General features: G+C 48.2%; 12 protein-coding genes and 1 riboswitch. Of the genes, 3 read left to right on the plus strand and 9 right to left on the minus strand.

Features of this window, described 5'->3' with window-relative positions; genetic code table 11:
* Positions 1-149 precede the first annotated feature (149 nt).
* The 6 genes from radA to AC0L13_RS18875 all read right to left on the minus strand — a co-directional run bounded on the left by radA (position 150) and on the right by AC0L13_RS18875 (position 8,639).
* Positions 150-1,520 (minus strand): DNA repair protein RadA, encoded by a 1,371-nt coding sequence (gene radA, locus AC0L13_RS18850; RefSeq protein ID WP_473642274.1) that lies wholly within the window; start codon positions 1,518-1,520, stop codon positions 150-152.
* Between the two features lie 69 nt (positions 1,521-1,589).
* Positions 1,590-4,037, minus strand: a complete 2,448-nt coding sequence (clpC, locus tag AC0L13_RS18855; protein ID WP_473642275.1) for an ATP-dependent protease ATP-binding subunit ClpC — start codon at positions 4,035-4,037, stop codon at positions 1,590-1,592.
* 176 nt (positions 4,038-4,213) lie between these two features.
* A complete protein-coding gene (locus AC0L13_RS18860; protein ID WP_473642276.1) occupies positions 4,214-5,296 on the minus strand; it encodes a protein arginine kinase in 1,083 nt (360 codons plus the stop codon).
* Positions 5,286-5,849 (minus strand): UvrB/UvrC motif-containing protein, encoded by a 564-nt coding sequence (locus AC0L13_RS18865; RefSeq protein ID WP_473642277.1) that lies wholly within the window; start codon positions 5,847-5,849, stop codon positions 5,286-5,288. The genes AC0L13_RS18860 and AC0L13_RS18865 overlap by 11 nt, the downstream gene beginning before the upstream one ends.
* 28 nt (positions 5,850-5,877) lie before the next feature.
* A complete protein-coding gene (locus AC0L13_RS18870) occupies positions 5,878-6,348 on the minus strand; it encodes a CtsR family transcriptional regulator (protein WP_473642278.1) in 471 nt (156 codons plus the stop codon).
* Positions 6,349-6,962: 614 nt separating this feature from the next.
* Entirely contained in the window at positions 6,963-8,639 is a 1,677-nt protein-coding gene (locus tag AC0L13_RS18875) for a hypothetical protein (RefSeq protein ID WP_473642279.1), read from the minus strand.
* Positions 8,640-8,781: 142 nt separating this feature from the next.
* On the opposite strand from AC0L13_RS18875, the gene AC0L13_RS18880 reads away from it, so the two are divergent.
* Positions 8,782-9,486, plus strand: a complete 705-nt coding sequence (locus tag AC0L13_RS18880) for a hypothetical protein (protein WP_473642280.1) — start codon at positions 8,782-8,784, stop codon at positions 9,484-9,486.
* A 38-nt stretch (positions 9,487-9,524) separates the two neighbouring features.
* On the opposite strand, the gene bioB is transcribed toward AC0L13_RS18880, so the two are convergent.
* The 3 genes from bioB to AC0L13_RS18895 form a co-directional block, all read right to left on the minus strand.
* On the minus strand, positions 9,525-10,529 hold the full coding sequence (gene bioB, locus AC0L13_RS18885; protein ID WP_473642281.1) for a biotin synthase BioB: 1,005 nt from the start codon (positions 10,527-10,529) through the stop codon (positions 9,525-9,527).
* Positions 10,526-11,122, minus strand: coding sequence for a biotin transporter BioY (locus AC0L13_RS18890; protein ID WP_473642282.1), 597 nt, complete (start codon positions 11,120-11,122; stop codon positions 10,526-10,528). The genes bioB and AC0L13_RS18890 overlap by 4 nt, the downstream gene beginning before the upstream one ends.
* 135 nt (positions 11,123-11,257) lie before the next feature.
* A complete protein-coding gene (locus AC0L13_RS18895; RefSeq protein WP_473642283.1) occupies positions 11,258-11,443 on the minus strand; it encodes a histidine kinase in 186 nt (61 codons plus the stop codon).
* 114 nt (positions 11,444-11,557) lie between these two features.
* Positions 11,558-11,664, plus strand: a riboswitch (SAM riboswitch).
* A 113-nt stretch (positions 11,665-11,777) separates the two neighbouring features.
* On the opposite strand from AC0L13_RS18895, the gene AC0L13_RS18900 reads away from it, so the two are divergent.
* Positions 11,778-13,625, plus strand: a complete 1,848-nt coding sequence (locus AC0L13_RS18900; protein ID WP_473642284.1) for a bifunctional homocysteine S-methyltransferase/methylenetetrahydrofolate reductase — start codon at positions 11,778-11,780, stop codon at positions 13,623-13,625.
* Positions 13,618-17,055 carry a methionine synthase gene (gene metH / locus AC0L13_RS18905; RefSeq protein WP_473642285.1) on the plus strand — a complete coding sequence of 1,146 codons (3,438 nt, stop codon included), beginning with the start codon at positions 13,618-13,620 and terminating at the stop codon, positions 17,053-17,055. The genes AC0L13_RS18900 and metH overlap by 8 nt, the downstream gene beginning before the upstream one ends.
* The last annotated feature ends 26 nt before the right edge of the window (positions 17,056-17,081 follow it).

Below are 17,081 nucleotides of genomic sequence, written 5' to 3' on the forward strand. Positions count from 1 at the left end.
ACATGTTTTCCATATCCTTCACCGTTTTGAGGCATCGGAATCGATGTACCCCAGACAAATATAGGACAGAAGAAAAGTCGGTGAAGTTCCTCATATAGAAAAACTGAGGATATGGAACTCCCTATAAAAGTCCCATATCCTTGCATTTTTCACGAAAACGCAATGTTTAATGCTTCACTGATCGTTTCGACACCGACCACTTGAATCCCTTCCGGAAAATCCCATCCGCCAATATTCGAAGACGGAATGACAACCTTCTCAAATCCAAGCTTCGCCGCCTCCGTCACCCGCTGCTCAATGCGGGAAACACGGCGCACTTCACCCGTCAAGCCTACTTCACCGATAAAGCAATCCGTTGCGCCCGCAGCTGCATCACGATAACTTGACACAATGCTCACGAGGACCGCCAAGTCGATAGCAGGCTCGTCAAGCTTGACGCCGCCTGCAACCTTAATATAGGCATCTTGCGCTTGCAATAACATCCCCATCCGTTTTTCCAGCACAGCCATCAACAAAGAGACACGGTTCTGATCAATCCCGGTCGCCATCCGTTTCGGGTAGTTGAAACTCGAAGGCGTTACGAGCGCTTGGATTTCGACGAGGATCGGACGGGTTCCTTCCATGGAGGCAACGACAGTCGATCCTGCTCCTCCCTGTGAACGTTCTCGTAGGAACAGCTCTGATGGATTCAAAACCTCTTTCAATCCCGACTGCAGCATTTCAAAGATCGCAATTTCATTCGTCGAGCCAAAGCGGTTTTTCACGCTCCTCAATATCCGATACGTATGATGTCGCTCCCCTTCAAAGTAGAGGACAGTATCCACCATATGCTCAAGAAGGCGCGGACCTGCAATTTGTCCGTCTTTTGTCACATGGCCGACGATAAAAATAGCTATATTTTGTGTCTTTGCGATACGCATCAGTTCAGCTGTACATTCCCGAACTTGCGAAACACTCCCTGGCGCGGATGTCACCTCGGGATGATGAATCGTCTGAATCGAGTCCGCAATGACAAATTTCGGCTGCACCTCATTGATCGTTTCATGTATTTTTGCCAAATCGGTCTCCGCGTAGATGAATAGCTCATCTGACGCAACACCAAGACGTTCGGCGCGCAGCTTCGTCTGCCTGATTGATTCTTCACCTGATATGTAAAGAACACGTTGCTTTTGATTCGCAAGTAGCGAAGACACTTGCAGCAACAGCGTTGATTTTCCTATGCCCGGATCACCGCCGATTAAAACAAGCGAACCCGGTACAATCCCACCGCCGAGCACTCGGTTCAATTCACCAAGCTCCGTTTTGACTCTCGGCTCCTCCATCGTCTCGATCGAGCTGATTGGCATCGCTTTCTGCTGAACCGTCTCTGTATGCTTGAAGGCGCCACGCGGACCTTTGCTTACGATTTCAACTTCCTCATCCATCGTATTCCATTCACCACATCCGGGGCATCTCCCCATCCACTTCGGAGATTCATAGCCGCAGTCTCTGCACATGAATTTTGTTTTCCGTTTCGCCATATTTACCTCCATATACGAAAAGGATAGCCCACCCGCGTAGATAGCTAACTCTACGGGAGGGCCATCCTATTATTGATTTTCTGCCACTGGAACGCGGTCTGTCTTGACAACGAACTCGCCATCCTCTACATCGACGATGACTTTTCCGCCCGTCAGAACGGTTCCGCCCAACAACTCTTCCGATAGACGGTCTTCCACATGCTTTTGCAAAGCCCGGCGCAACGGACGTGCACCGTAATCAGGATCATAACCTTCTTCGGAGATTTTCATTTTCGCCTCATCTGTCAACTCAAGTGTAATATCCTGTTCGGCTAGTCGTTTCATCAACTCGTTCGACATGAGGGTGACAATTTCTCGCAAGTGCTCCTTCTCGAGTGAGTGGAAGACGATCATTTCATCCACACGATTCAGGAACTCTGGACGGAACGCTTTTTTCAACGCTTCAAGCATCGTTGATTTCATGTCTTCATAATCGCGTTCCCCATCTTGCAAATTAAAGCCGACATAGCGGTTCTGCTTCAACGTTTCCGCTCCTACGTTGGATGTCATGATGACGACAGTGTTGCGGAAATCGACTGTGCGGCCTTTGGAATCCGTCAATCTTCCATCCTCAAGCACTTGCAAGAGAATATTAAAGACATCCGGATGCGCTTTTTCAATCTCATCCAATAAGACGACTGAGTACGGTTTTCTACGGACTTTCTCAGTCAGCTGGCCACCTTCGTCATAACCGACATATCCTGGAGGTGAGCCGACGAGTCGCGAAGTCGCATGCTTCTCCATATACTCGGACATATCGATGCGGATCATCGCATCTTCATCACCGAACATCGCTTCTGCAAGCGCCCTCGCAAGCTCAGTTTTACCGACACCCGTCGGCCCAAGGAAGATGAATGAACCGATCGGACGCTTCGGATCCTTCAATCCGGCGCGGGCTCTCCGAATCGCTCTTGAAATGGCCGTTACGGCTTCTTTCTGCCCGATGACGCGTTCATGCAGCAGCTCTTCCATATTCAACAGTTTTGCAGTTTCCGTCTCTGCGATTTTCGCGACCGGAATCCCCGTCCACATCGCAACGACTTCTGCAATGTCATTTACTGTCACTTCTGATTCCTGCTTGCCTTGCTTCTCTTTCCATTCCGTCTTCGTCGTTTCGAGCTCTTCTTTCATTTTTTGCTCTTTATCGCGGAATGATGCCGCCTTTTCGAATTCCTGGCTCTGCACCGCGGCATTTTTTTCGTGGCGAATTGCTTCAAGCTTCGCTTCAAGCTCCTTCAAATTCGGCGGAGTCGTGTACGAACGGAGGCGCACTTTCGATCCCGCTTCGTCGATCAAGTCAATCGCTTTGTCCGGAAGGAAACGGTCCGAAATGTAGCGATCTGACATTTTTGCAGCCGCATCGATCGCTTCATCCGTAATTTTTACACGGTGATGCGCTTCATATCGATCACGCAAGCCCTTGATGATTAAGACTGTTTCTTCGACAGTCGGTTCATCGACTTGGATCGGTTGGAAACGTCTTTCAAGCGCAGCATCTTTTTCAATATATTTACGGTATTCATCAAGCGTCGTCGCACCGATGCATTGCAACTCTCCACGCGCTAGAGACGGCTTTAAGATGTTGGATGCATCGATTGCCCCTTCAGCTCCGCCAGCCCCGATAAGTGTATGCAATTCATCAATGAATAGAATAATATTACCCGCCTGACGGATTTCCTCCATCACTTTTTTCATGCGGTCCTCGAATTCACCGCGGTATTTCGTACCCGCGACGACCGTTCCCATATCCAAAGTCATAACGCGCTTATCACGCAGGATTTCAGGCACTTCATTGTTTACGATCTGAAGCGCGAGCCCTTCCGCAATCGCTGTTTTACCAACACCCGGCTCCCCGATCAATACAGGGTTGTTTTTTGTACGGCGCGCCAACACTTCGATCACTCGAGTAATTTCCTTGCTGCGTCCGATAACCGGGTCAAGCGTTCCTTCCCGTGCTATTTCCGTCAAGTCACGAGCCAGGCTATCAAGCGTCGGTGTAGAAGCGGATGAGGAAGCTCCTTGATTGCCGACAGCGTTATCATTGCTTCCGAGCAATTGGAGTACTTGCTGTCTCGCACGGTTCAAGCTGACACCCGCATTATTCAATACGCGGGCAGCCACTCCTTCACCTTCGCGAATGAGCGCTAATAGAATATGCTCCGTCCCGATATAGGAATGGCCGAGCTTCCGTGATTCATCGACAGAAAGCTCGATGACCTTTTTCGCTCTTGGCGTGTAATGGACAATCGGCCCGACTTCCTTCGAACCGGAACCGACAAGGCTCTCCACGCCTTTTTCAATCGTTTCGAAACTGACGTCGATCGCTTCCAATGCTTTCGCAGCGATGCCGCCGCCTTCCCGTATGAGACCCAATAAGATATGCTCAGTGCCGATGGATTCATGTTTCAGTCTGATCGCTTCTTCTTGTGCAAGCTGCAGGACTTTTTGAGCCCGCTGTGTAAAACGATTGAACATCATATTCTTCCACTCCTTCTATAGATAACGTCTATCCTATCCCACTATTGAAAATGAAGAATAGGAATTCCTCTTACTCTATTCCAATAGATCAGGTAGCAATCCAATTCCAATAAATTGACTTTGACTATCTTTGACGTAAGTATAATAAAAAGAAAAGTCCGTTGCAAAAGTATTGCTCAGTTTTCTTTATTATTTTCTTCCCTTTGTTGCTCCGACCGCAAACGTTCACGGAATAGATTAGCTCTAAATATATCCCTTTCTTCCGCGGTCAATTCCGACCCTGCATATTGCTGAAGGAATCCAGGTTGCATGAAAATCATTAATTCATTCAATATGGACATGTCGACATCTTCGATAATTCCCAAATCAATGCCTAGACGAACGTCTGATAGACAGCGCGCCGCTTCCCCGGAAGGCAGCAATCTCGCATACGAGATGATGCCAAGCGAGCGGAAAAGCTTGTTTTCTAGTGCAATACGCGATTTGGAAAGAAGAAGTTCACGCGAACGCCTCTCGTGGGCGATAAGCCTGAGCGCTACATTTTTCAAATCGGAAAGAATCTCTTTCTCCGGTTTGCCCAAAGTCGTCTGATTCGAAACCTGATAAATATTGCCCGGCGCTTCGCTTCCCTCTCCGTAGCTGCCTCTGACAATCATGCCGAGCCTTGATATGGCCGGAATGATACGCTCAATTTGCTTTGTAATCGTCAAAGCAGGCAAGTGCATCATGACCGATGCCCGCATTCCTGTGCCCGTATTTGACGGACAGCTCGTCAAGTAGCCGAAATCTTCATCGAAAGCATACGGAAGTTTATCTTCCAAATAGTTATCGACAGAGTCTGCATGCTCATAGGCATTTTCAAGCTGGAATCCCGGATAGATGCATTGAATGCGGATATGATCCTCTTCGTTCAACATGATGCTCAACGTCTCGTCTTCCGACAGTACGACCGCTCCATGGCGCTTCGGGTCTGTCAATTGCGGGCTGACCAAATGCTTTTCAACGAGCACTTGTCTTTCTGTCGCCGGAAGTTCCGACATCTTCATATAGGCATACCCTTTTTCGTCGGAAGTAAGCAAGGCGGCCGAAACTTGCGAGTCTACTTTCTGTGCCTCTTCAATTGTGAACGCAATCGGGAATCGATATCCTCTTAAATTCCGGGCTAAGCGGATCCTTGTCGACATGACGATATCCGCATGCTCTCCATGCGACGTCATCCATCCAGTGACAGCACCTTTCATGAATTTATTAATCGACATCGCTGTCTCCACCTCCATTGCCGCATTCCGCTAAACGCTCTTTCAGTGCATTCGCTTCATCCCTCAATGCGGCGGCATCCTCAAACCGTTCCTCCTCGATCGCTTCCTGCATTTTCAGCCTGATTTCCTCGACTTTCTTTTTCAAAGCAAATCGTTCATTGAAGGAGACCGGTATTTTTCCGACGTGCGTCGTATGCCCGTTATGGAGCTTGCTGAAAACTCGTGGCAAATACTCCCTGAACGAGTCATAACACGTTGGACAACCGAATTTGCCGATATCGAGGAATTTCCTGAACGTTAATTGGCAGTCGGGGCATGTTGGTCCTTCCGGCGTACTTTCCCTTGACTGCTGAAAAGGCTGCATTGATTCACTTCCACCAAACCAGTGGGAAAGGAATTGTTGGATCGACAACGGTTCCTGATTCGGGTCAAAATGAAACATTTGTGTTTGGAACGCACATTTCTCACATAGATGACGTTCCGTAGACCCGCCCATGCCTTCCTGGGTGAAGATCACAGAAGCCGGTCGTTCTTTGCAATTATCGCATAGCATATTTTGCACCTCGTATTCGTCGAATTCTCTATTCAAGCTGTTTATAGATCAGGGTCGTTAGCATCGCCTGCAAAATCCGCGCCCGGATAAGATCGCGCTCCGGTAGTGGGTAGTAGAGCGTCGTCCGGTCCACCGCAGCTAAAATGAGCCTAGACTCCCTCTCCGAAATGACTTCTTCGTTCAACAGCCTGTAGATGATTCCTTCAGCCATTGCATATGTCGCGCCATGTTGTATTCCTTCTAAAATATGTTCAAGTAATTCCTTATGCGAATTCGTCTGGACGCGATAAATCCGGATGTATCCACCGCCTCCGCGCTTTGATTCGACTGCGTATCCGCGTTCGACGGTGAAGCGGGTGTTGATGACATAATTGATTTGCGAAGGTACGCATTGAAATTTTTCCGCGACTTCACTCCGTTTGATTTCCACAGTCCCGCTATCTTCTTTTTCGATAATCGCCTTTAAATACCCTTCAATAATGTCAGAAATGTTTCGCATGATGTCACCTCTTTTCTCTCGGTGCTAAGCCATTGACTTTGACTATCTTTGACTTAATTGTACATGAAAATACATCTTGCGTGCAATTTATATGCAAATTAACAGAAAAAGTTGATTTTCGCTTCAGGCGGACGCGGGCGTCCCTGCTCGTAATGCTACGCTTTTACTCGAAAAAGCCGTTCTTCGTAACGGCTTTCGCAGGAGTCGCCGCCTTTCGCTTCAATTAACAGCTAGTAAATTTGTCAGCTGTTAATGTTTAAGGTTTAAAAAATAGGGTAATAAGGTAGTTGAGGATTTTGTCTGACCTCTTCTTCCTCTTCGTGGGTTCTGTTCGAAAGGGTGGTCCGTAACAGTTGAGGCAAACGGCTGTTATTTTCGCATAGGTGCAGTCTGCCCTTTTGAACAAACTCCTTACACCCTTTCCCAATAATAAATTGCCAGAAAAGCTCATAATCCGTCGTAAAAGTTCATAAATCGCTAGAAATGTCCATAAAACGTTGTAAAAGTCCATAACCCGAAGTAGACGCGCATAAACGCTACGAACGGCTCATAATTCGGCGTAATCGCTCATAAACGTATAAAGGCAGCCTCCGATATTTCGGAAGCTGCCTTTTTTATTCAATCGTAGCGTTTTTTAGTTCCTTAACCGGCAGGAAGAGCTCGCCCGTTTCGTAATAGGTGATGGCAAGGTGGTCTCCTTCCTGAATGTAGATTGCCAATGGAACAGATTCTGTGGAAACGATATAGTTCTGTCCGTCGTCGGCAAGGATCGACACAATTGTGGCGTCGCCAGCGCGTTCCTTATAGACCCTAACGACGTTGACAGACGCTTTTCCTTCCTCGGCGTTCGAGTTGCCGTCGACTGTGCTTCCGCCCCGTTGCAAGGCTGTTTTGTAAAGCCTCAATGCTTCATTCGGTGAATTGGCGTATACGGAGATTTCTGGGTTTGCTGCCGAAACGATGAAGTAATTTTGCAGGAAGCCGTTTGAGTCAAGAACCGGCGTCAACCAGCTCGCTTCCCCGTAAAAGTTATAGAGCACCGGCATTTCTCCGGTCCATTTCTTCTCGATAAATTTCTTTTCGATAATTTGAAGCGTACCTTGCGAGTCCATATACGACTCTTCCAGATTACCGGTATAGTAAGTCGCTTCGCCCGTGCGGCCATCCGTCAATGCATAGCCAAGCATCGAGTCGACGCCTTCTTTCGGGCTTGTGAAATCAGTGAAATAATACATATGGCCATTTTCATCGAACACCGGACTGACATTCGACTCCGTCCCTTCATCTGAAGGCAGCTTCACATCCTTCTTCCCGACGACTGAATTCCAGAATCCGTGGACGTATTTTCCGAAGTAGCTGTTTTGCAAGCTGACCGCTTCGGGTGAAACCGCCCCATCGATAAATTCAGGGACGTTCGAAAGCGGATATTGGCTCACTTCACCCGTACCCGGATCTACCATGACGACCCCTTGGACATCAAAACCGTTTCTCGCTGTAATGAATTCCCCATAGGAACGTATATAATGTGGTTTTCCATCATCATCAATTTCAAGCTGCACATCACCATAAAAGATGAGATCCGGCACCGCCATCCGCATATGTCGCTCCACTTGTTTGTGGAAGTACGATGAAGGTGTATAAGCCATTTCTGTTTTCACGAACTTCGGATTGTCTGCCGAATCGGTCGCGCTCATCGTGAAGTAGCCAGGTGTCGTCTTCCCATTCATCCATTTGAAGAATCCCGAAAACTCGACAGGCGCGATATAGACAAACTTTCCATCCACTTTTTGAATCTGCAAGTTGCCAAGCTCATAATAACTCGTATTCGGCACTTGGCCGAATGCTTTCTTCATTTTATTTCGAGCAAATTTTGGTGGTACACTTGCAGGCGTCTTCGTTTCATCAAACGCCTTAATTTCCACTTGTTGATCCATTTCGACCGCTTTATATTTTTGATTTGCATTGAATAGCGGCGCACTAAGGATGAACGCACTTCCCGCTAACGCAGCCAATAACAGGACAATTTTGGCGCTTCGTTCCTTCCCAGTTGCAAGCACGACTCCCGCTACAGTTACGACAAGGAATAACGCCCACAACGACGTCCAATTCCTATCCAGATTCGTGACGTAATAAAGGGCGAATGTGAGAACCGCCATGAGCACTACGGTTGCTGACAATGCACCAATTCGATTAAAGGCTGGCTTCCCTTCTTTAGAAACCGACGTGAACGGCACGATCACCATCGCGGAAACGATACCGACGACAATTGAAAATAGCAGTAAATTTATCATGTGAACACTCTTTTCTATTAAAAATTAATCTCCCCTAACTATACGGATGAAGCAGCGAAACGATTCATCTTTTTGACCAAGTTTTTGAATCCTACCGCCCCGAACTTCCGTACAAGATATGAGAGAAAGGAGTTGAGTTATTATGCAGACGAATGTTTTTAGCACCGATAAGCTGCCAGGCAAAATGTCAGCAGCTAAAAAAGTTTATTATTATCTAGCCCTTATCGGCTTCGGAGCGTTTGGCATCGTTCTATTATACTTGGCCGTAGATACATTTTTGGATGGAGAGTGGCTACTGGCAGCCCTGCTCGGCGGCATTTCCCTATTCATCGGATGGATATGCATTCAACTTCTAAAGCTGCCCCGGCAAAAAGGGCCGACAACGTTCACAAAGGTGGAGGAACGAGATGGCTACACACTTTATTTCGCCAATGAGTGGACCGGCGAAACGAAATCCATCACTTTCCGCTACGACCAAATAACCGATCTGCTTATCGGCCTATGGACGAATCCCGGGTTCAAAGGAAGGAAAAACGATTATATCGGAGCACGTCTTCTTTATCGATATCGAGAGGAAAATGGGAATATGAAATATTCCGAGACGGTCATCATCAGTGAGCCATCGCTGGAAGAATGGGTTAAAACGATTAAGGAACATCAACTTCCTGCACGAATAACGAACAGAAACATTTCCACAGTAACAGAAGCTCAGTTTGACGACATGCTCGAAACGATTGAAGCAATACCTTTTGACGGTTCGATTTCGGTGAAGGAGTATTTCATGCAGCAAGAGGACTTTTCTTTATGGCAGCCGCCATCAATGAAAAAGGGCAACCCACCAAGTTGAGACTCATCAACTTGAAGGATCGCCCTTTACTAATATAATCAATTCGTAACCGGTTGTTTCACCAACGGCGCCATGTCGATTTCAAATCCAAGGTCCTCGAGCATTTGCCGGTCCCGGTCACTTTCCTGACCGGCCGTCGTCAAATAGTCTCCAACAAATATTGAATTTGCAGGATAGAGGCCGAATGGCTGAAGTGAGCGCAAATTCACTTCACGTCCACCCGAAATCCTGATTTCCTTAGTCGGATTCATAAAGCGGAACAAGCAAAGCACTTTTAAGCAATAGCGCGGCGTCAGCTCATTCGTTCCTTCGAGGGGCGTCCCATCCACCGCATGTAAGAAGTTCACAGGAATCGAATCGGCATCCATCGCATGCAAGCTGCGCGCCATCGCGATAACGTCTTCCTTCGTCTCCCGCATGCCGATAATCACGCCTGAACAAGGCGAGATCCCTGCTTCCTTCGCCAGTTCCACCGTATTCACACGGTCGTCATACGTGTGAGACGTCGTTATGCTTTTATGATGCGCGGCAGATGTATTGATGTTGTGGTTATACCTATCGACGCCAGCTTCTTTCAAACGTTTTGCCTGTTCAGGTTTCAAGATGCCCAAACAAGCGCATACAGTCATATTGCTATGCTTCGCCTTAATTTCCTTGACGGAATCAATGACGATTTCAAGCTCCCGGTTGACCGGTCCCCTCCCGCTTGCAACGATACAATACGTACCCGCATTCAAGGACACCGCCCGTTCTGCACCCGCCACAATTTCTTCCTGCTTCATCATTGCGTATTTTTCAATTGGTGCTTTTGATACGATCGACTGTGCACAATATCCACAGTTTTCCGGGCATAAGCCGGATTTGGTGTTAATGATCATGTTGAGTTTCACTTTATTCCCGAAATAACGCTTTCGAATTTTATAGGACGCATGCAGCAATGGAAGCAGCTCATCGTCCGGGCTATCCAGAATTGTACGTGCTTCTACGTTTGATAAGACATCACCTGCAAGAACACGGTCTGCCAACTCCTCATAGTTCGTCAACGCGTACGCCTCACTTTCAACACCTTATACATCCGGTGGCCGAAAATCCCAGCTAAAATCGCCAGAAGTATGTCTTTCGGCAACGGCGGTACCATCCAGATCCAAGCCACCTTATAGGTGAAGGCGTCAGGCGCCGCAGCCCAAAGTTTATAAGCGGCATACATCCAATTCGTTCCGAACAGATAATTCACACTCATACCAACCAAAGCGGCAATGACATAGCTCTGCAAACTTCCGTTCCTCTCAACAATTTTCCCCGCAATATACGCAACGAATATGAACGAGACGACGAAGCCAAAGGTCGGTACTAGAATGAAGCCGAACCCGCCTTGGAATTTTGAAAAAATAGGCGCCCCCGCCAAGCCGACGATCATATAGACCGTCATCGCAGTTGCCCCAAGCCGGCTACCGAGCAGAAGTCCCGCCAACACGGCGAAAAATGTTTGTAAAGTGATCGGCACCCCACCAATTACTAGAAATGGGACGAACGTAGTAATATTTGCCCCGATCATCATCAATGCCGCAAACATCCCACAGTAGACGAGACTGAGCGCACTCATCCCGCTTTTCGTTTTCACTGAAGCTGTTGTCATAATCCACCTCGTAATTTGAGTTATCTACTATAGAATATAAGTTAACTCAAAATGTGTCAACTTCATTTTCAATTAAGTTAACCTAAATCAAATAAATAAAAAAACCGACAGCATGAGTCGCTATCGATTTCTGTATTAACGCTTCTTGTCTTCACTTTTCGGAAATAAAAAATGGGCAATCAAGCCGCTTAAGATAGCTGCACCTACCGTAATCCACACTCTTGACATCCCCGGCACTTCTTGATGATCCTTATGGAGCATCCACCATGAAATTCCAGCGACAAGGAGTGCAATCGGAATGGAAAATTTGAAGATCCTCAACGAATTCACCTTCTACTTTTTGTTCATACGCCTATTCTATCACAATTCACCTATTGACGTAGCAGACATTTAACGATATGATGTTTTAAATTATTCAAACAACTGCATATCAAATTCTTATCAAGAGAAGCTGAGGGACTGGCCCGTCGAAGCTTCAGCAACCAGCCGTTTTCGGTCAGGTGCTAATTCCAGCGGGTTCATTTCGGCCTGACAGATGAGAAGGAGCGAGATTTCACTTGTAAAGCCTTCTTTTTTAGCGAAGGCTTTTTTATTTTTCATTGCTGTCGAAATTTTTTGTATAAGAATATGCAGAGTTGAAGAGAGGATGATTCTGATGAGATTGCTTGATCGGTTGAAAGATTATGTACTAGTGGCAGATGGCGCAATGGGGACGCTGCTTTATTCATATGGCATTGACTTTAGTTATGAGGAATTGAACGTTGAAAAGCCGGAAATCATTGAGAAGATCCATCGAGAGTATATCGACGCGGGGGCGGATGTGATTCAGACGAATACATATGGCGCCAATTCCCTTAAGCTCGCCCGCTACGGTTTAGAGCACCGAGTGAAGGAATTCAACGAGGCAGCGATTCAGATTGCAAAGCGTGCAGCAACTCCTGGCAATCAATATGTGCTCGGGACAATCGGAGGACTGCGCGGCATCCGGAAAAGCGACGCTTCTATCGCCGAAGTGTTGACGATGATGCGCGAACAGGCAGATGTTTTGCTTTCCGGCGATCCCGACGGACTGTTGTTGGAAACATATTATGATTTTGAAGAGCTATCGGCCGTCGTCACTGAATTGCGAAAGCTGACGGATATTCCACTCATTGCACAAGTGGCAATGGATGAGCCCGGCATCTTGCAAAATGGGATGAATCTGAATGATGCCCTTCACCAATTGGAATCAATAGGTGCAGATATTGTCGGCGTTAATTGCCGGCTAGGCCCGTACCATACGATTCAAGCTTTTGAAAAAGTGACAATTCCAGAGCGGGCATTCTTATCAGCAGCCCCGAATGCAAGCTTGCTCGACGTCGAGGAAGGCCGGATCGTCTACGCGTCTGAAGCAGACTATTTCGGTCGTGCAGCAACGTTTCTTCGTGAAGAGGGTGTACGTCTCATCGGCGGATGCTGCGGAACTACGCCGAAACATATTGCAGCTGCGAAAAAGCAATTGGCGGGATTGCCGCCGATAACGGAAAAGACCGTCACGCCACAAAAGCCAATCGTCATCCGGGAAGCGGAGCCTGCAAAACACGAACCGCTTCACATAAAAGCGAAGACAGAGCGAACGGTCATCGTAGAGCTCGACACCCCTCGCCATTTGGAAACCGAGCAGTACTTCGAAGGAGCGAATAAATTATATGCAGCCGGTGTAGATGCCGTCACAATGGCGGACAATTCCCTTGCCTCCCCTCGCATTAGCAACATGGCGATGGGCTCAATTTTGAAGCATGAGCATCACGTACGGCCGCTTGTCCACTTGACGTGTCGCGACCATAACTTGATCGGTTTGCAATCTCATTTGATGGGGCTTGATGCACTAGGAATCCATGACATCCTTGCTGTTACTGGCGACCCGACGAAGGTTGGCGACTTCCCAGGCGCTACAAGCGTCTATGATGTATCAAGCATGGAGCTGTTGCAGCTTATTAAACAATTGAACGAAGGAATTTCCTTCACAGGCAAGCCGCTTCGCAAAAAAGCGAAATTCTCGGTCGCCGCTGCATTTAATCCGAATGTCCGTGTTCTAGACCGTGCCGTTCAGCGGCTTGAAAAGAAAATTGAATGTGGGGCCGATTATTTCATTACCCAGCCCGTCTATACAAAAGAGAAAATCGTCGACATTTACGAAGCGACGAAGCATTTGGATACACCGATTTTCATCGGCATCATGCCGCTTACGAATATAAGGAATGCGGAATTCCTGCACCATGAAGTGCCTGGCATTAAGCTATCCGAAGAGGTGCTCGAAAGGATGGCCGCTTGCGGGGATGACCGTGAAAAAGCGACTCAGGAAGGCATCAATATCGCGAAGGAACTGATCGACACTGCCGCCGAGCTATTCAACGGCATCTACATTATTACGCCATTCCTCCGCTATGACATGTCATTGGAACTGATCAATCATATAAAGCAGCTTGATGCGGAGAAGGAGAGGAATATCGTCCATGCCTAAACATCCAATCGAACAACAACTGAAAAACAGAATTCTCATCATAGACGGTGCGATGGGCACGATGCTGCAAGCGGAAGACCTTTCCGCGGACGATTTCGGCGGCGAAGAATACGAAGGCTGCAATGAATACTTGAACATCCTCCGCCCTGATATTCTTGATAAAATCCACCGCGCCTATTTAGAGGCGGGTGCAGATATCATCTGTACAAATACATTTGGGGGCACTCCCCTCGTACTGGACGAATTCAGCCTCGGTCACCGCGCTTCTGAAATCAACAAAAAGGCTGTGGAAATCGCGAAACAGTGCGCAGCCGATTACTCGACACCTGAGCGGCCGCGTTTCGTCGCCGGTGCTATCGGTCCGACTACGAAGACTCTGTCCGTCACCGGAGGGATTACATTCGATAAGCTTTCCGAGGACTTCTACGTTCAGGCGAAGGCGTTGATTGAAGGCGGCGCTGATCTTCTATTGATGGAAACGAGCCAAGATATGCTCAATGTAAAAGCCGGAACGATCGGAATCAAGCGGGCATTCGACGAAACAGGCATTGAGTTGCCCGTTATGATCTCCGGGACGATCGAGCCGATGGGAACGACATTGGCCGGTCAAAGCATCGAAGCGTTTTATATTTCCATCGAGCATATTAAGCCGCTTTCAGTAGGGTTGAACTGTGCGACAGGTCCGGAATTCATGACAGATCATCTGCGCTCGCTTTCAGATCTTGCAACGAGCTTTGTCACTTGTTATCCGAACGCCGGGCTGCCGGATGAAGAAGGCCATTACCATGAATCGCCTGAATCGTTATCGCAAAAGCTAAGAGGATTTGCGGATAAAGGATGGCTAAACATGGTTGGCGGATGTTGTGGAACGACGCCTGACCATATTCGTGCAATCCGCGAGGCGGTGGACGGACTCGCTCCACGACAAAAGCCGGAGAACGGGCATGATCATGCCGTTTCGGGTATCGAACCTTTATTGTACGACCCATCGATGCGCCCCTTGTTAATCGGTGAGCGGACGAACGTCATCGGGTCGAGGAAATTCAAACGGTTGATCGTTGAAGAGAAGTTCGAAGAAGCTTCCGAGATTGCACGTGCTCAAGTGCGCGGCGGTGCCCATGTCCTCGACATTTGTCTTGCAAACCCGGACCGAGATGAACTTGAGGATATGAAGAATTTCATGCAGGAAGTCGTTAAAAAGGTGAAGGTGCCTCTCGTTATCGATTCGACTGATGAAAAAGTGATTGAAGAGGCGTTGAAATTCTCCCAAGGGAAAGCAATCATCAACTCCATCAACTTGGAGGATGGCGAAGAACGGTTCGACGCGGTGCTTCCTCTCGTGAAAAAATTTGGCGCTGCCGTCGTCGTCGGGACAATCGACGAAGTCGGGATGGCGGTGACGCGGGAACGGAAACTAGAAATCGCCGAACGCTCCTATGACTTGCTTGTGAACAAATGGGGACTCGCTCCTGAAGATATCATTTTCGATCCGCTCGTGTTCCCTGTCGGAACAGGTGATGCGCAATACATCGGGTCGGCAGTTGAAACAATCGAAGGCATCCGGCTGATCAAAGAGAAAATGCCGCGGTCGTTGACGACGCTAGGTGTAAGCAACGTCTCTTTCGGACTTCCCCCTGTCGGCCGGGAAGTGCTGAACGCGGTGTATTTGTATCATTGCACCCAGGCGGGACTCGATTACGCGATTGTCAATACAGAGAAGTTGGAACGTTACGCATCGATTCCCGAGAACGAAATAAACCTTGCGAACGATCTTCTATTCCATACGACAGATCAGACGCTAGCAGATTTCACTGATTTCTACCGGGATAAGAAAAAGGAGAAAACCGAAGACGATATTCCAAAGACGGTACCTGAGCGGCTTGCGTATTATGTCGTTGAAGGAACGAAGGAAGGGTTGATCCCCGATTTAGAGGCTGCGCTTAAGATGTATGATACGCCGCTCGATGTCATTAACGGACCTTTGATGGAAGGGATGTCCGAAGTCGGCCGCCTATTCAACGATAACCAGCTGATCGTTGCGGAAGTTTTGCAAAGCGCAGAAGTGATGAAGGCTTCCGTTTCATTCCTCGAACAGTTCATGGAGAAGAAAGAGGATGATTCCGGCAAAGGGAAAATCATTTTGGCGACCGTAAAAGGCGACGTCCACGACATCGGGAAAAACCTCGTCGATATCATTTTGAGCAATAACGGGTATCGCGTCATCGATATCGGCATTAAAGTGACGCCGGCGACGCTCATCGATGTCATCCGGAAAGAAAAGCCGGATATTATCGGGTTGTCCGGATTACTTGTGAAATCGGCGCAGCAAATGGTGATAACCGCTCAGGATTTTAAGGCAGCAGGTATTGATACGCCTGTCATGGTTGGAGGAGCTGCGTTGACCCGTAGATTTACGGAAACGAAGATTGCCGCGGAATATGATGGACCAGTCATTTATGCAAAGGATGCGATGCAAGGGCTTGAACTGGCGAACCGATTGCAAGGCGGCGATAAAGAGGCTTTGTTGAATGAACTTGTTGAGAAGCAGGAAAAGCGGCTTGAGTCGGAGGCGATCCGAGCGACACGGGATACTGCGGTTGCAGTATTGCCAAGGCCTGTGAAGACAGTACGGGAGGATGCACCTGTATTCGTACCATCGGATCTTCGTAGACGTGTTCTAAGAGATTATTCCGTTTCGCATTTATATCCGTACGTTAATATGCGAACGTTGATCGGGCATCATTTAGGCTTGCGCGGCAATGTCGATAAGATGCTTGCAAATGGAGAAGAGCGAGCGGTGCAGCTTCATGAAATGGTCACTGGATTCTTAGAATCGGGACAGTTATCCGCTTCCGGCATGTACCAGTTCTTCCCTGCGCAGGCGGATGGAGACAACGTCATCATTTATGATCCGGAAGACGGGAAGACGGAAATCGAACGTTTCACGTTCCCTCGTCAAAGCAAGGAGCCGTTCCTCTGCCTTGCCGACTATTTGAAGACGGTGGACAGCGGGGAAATGGACTATGTCGCATTTATGCAAGTGACAGCGGGTCACGGCGTGCGGGACTATGCGAATAAGCTGAAAGCCGAAGGGAAATTCCTTGAGAGCCACGCGTTCCAAGCAACTGCGCTTGAACTCGCGGAAGGTTTCGCTGAGCGGGTTCATCAGGAAATCCGCGACCAATGGGGCTTCCCGGACGCCATCGACTTCACGATGCGCGACCGGTTCGCGGCCAAGTATCAAGGCCAGCGCTTCTCGTTCGGCTATCCGGCTTGTCCAAACCTCGAGGACCAGTCGAAACTGTTCGGTTTGCTGAAACCGGAAGACATCGGCGTCCATTTGACCGAGGAATTCATGATGGAGCCAGAGGCATCGGTGTCGGCCATCGTGTTTGCGCATCCGGATGCACGGTATTTTAATGTAGATTGAAGATTGGGGTCGCCTCCTATGCGGGG

Source organism: Sporosarcina sp. QA0331, assembly GCF_055808055.1.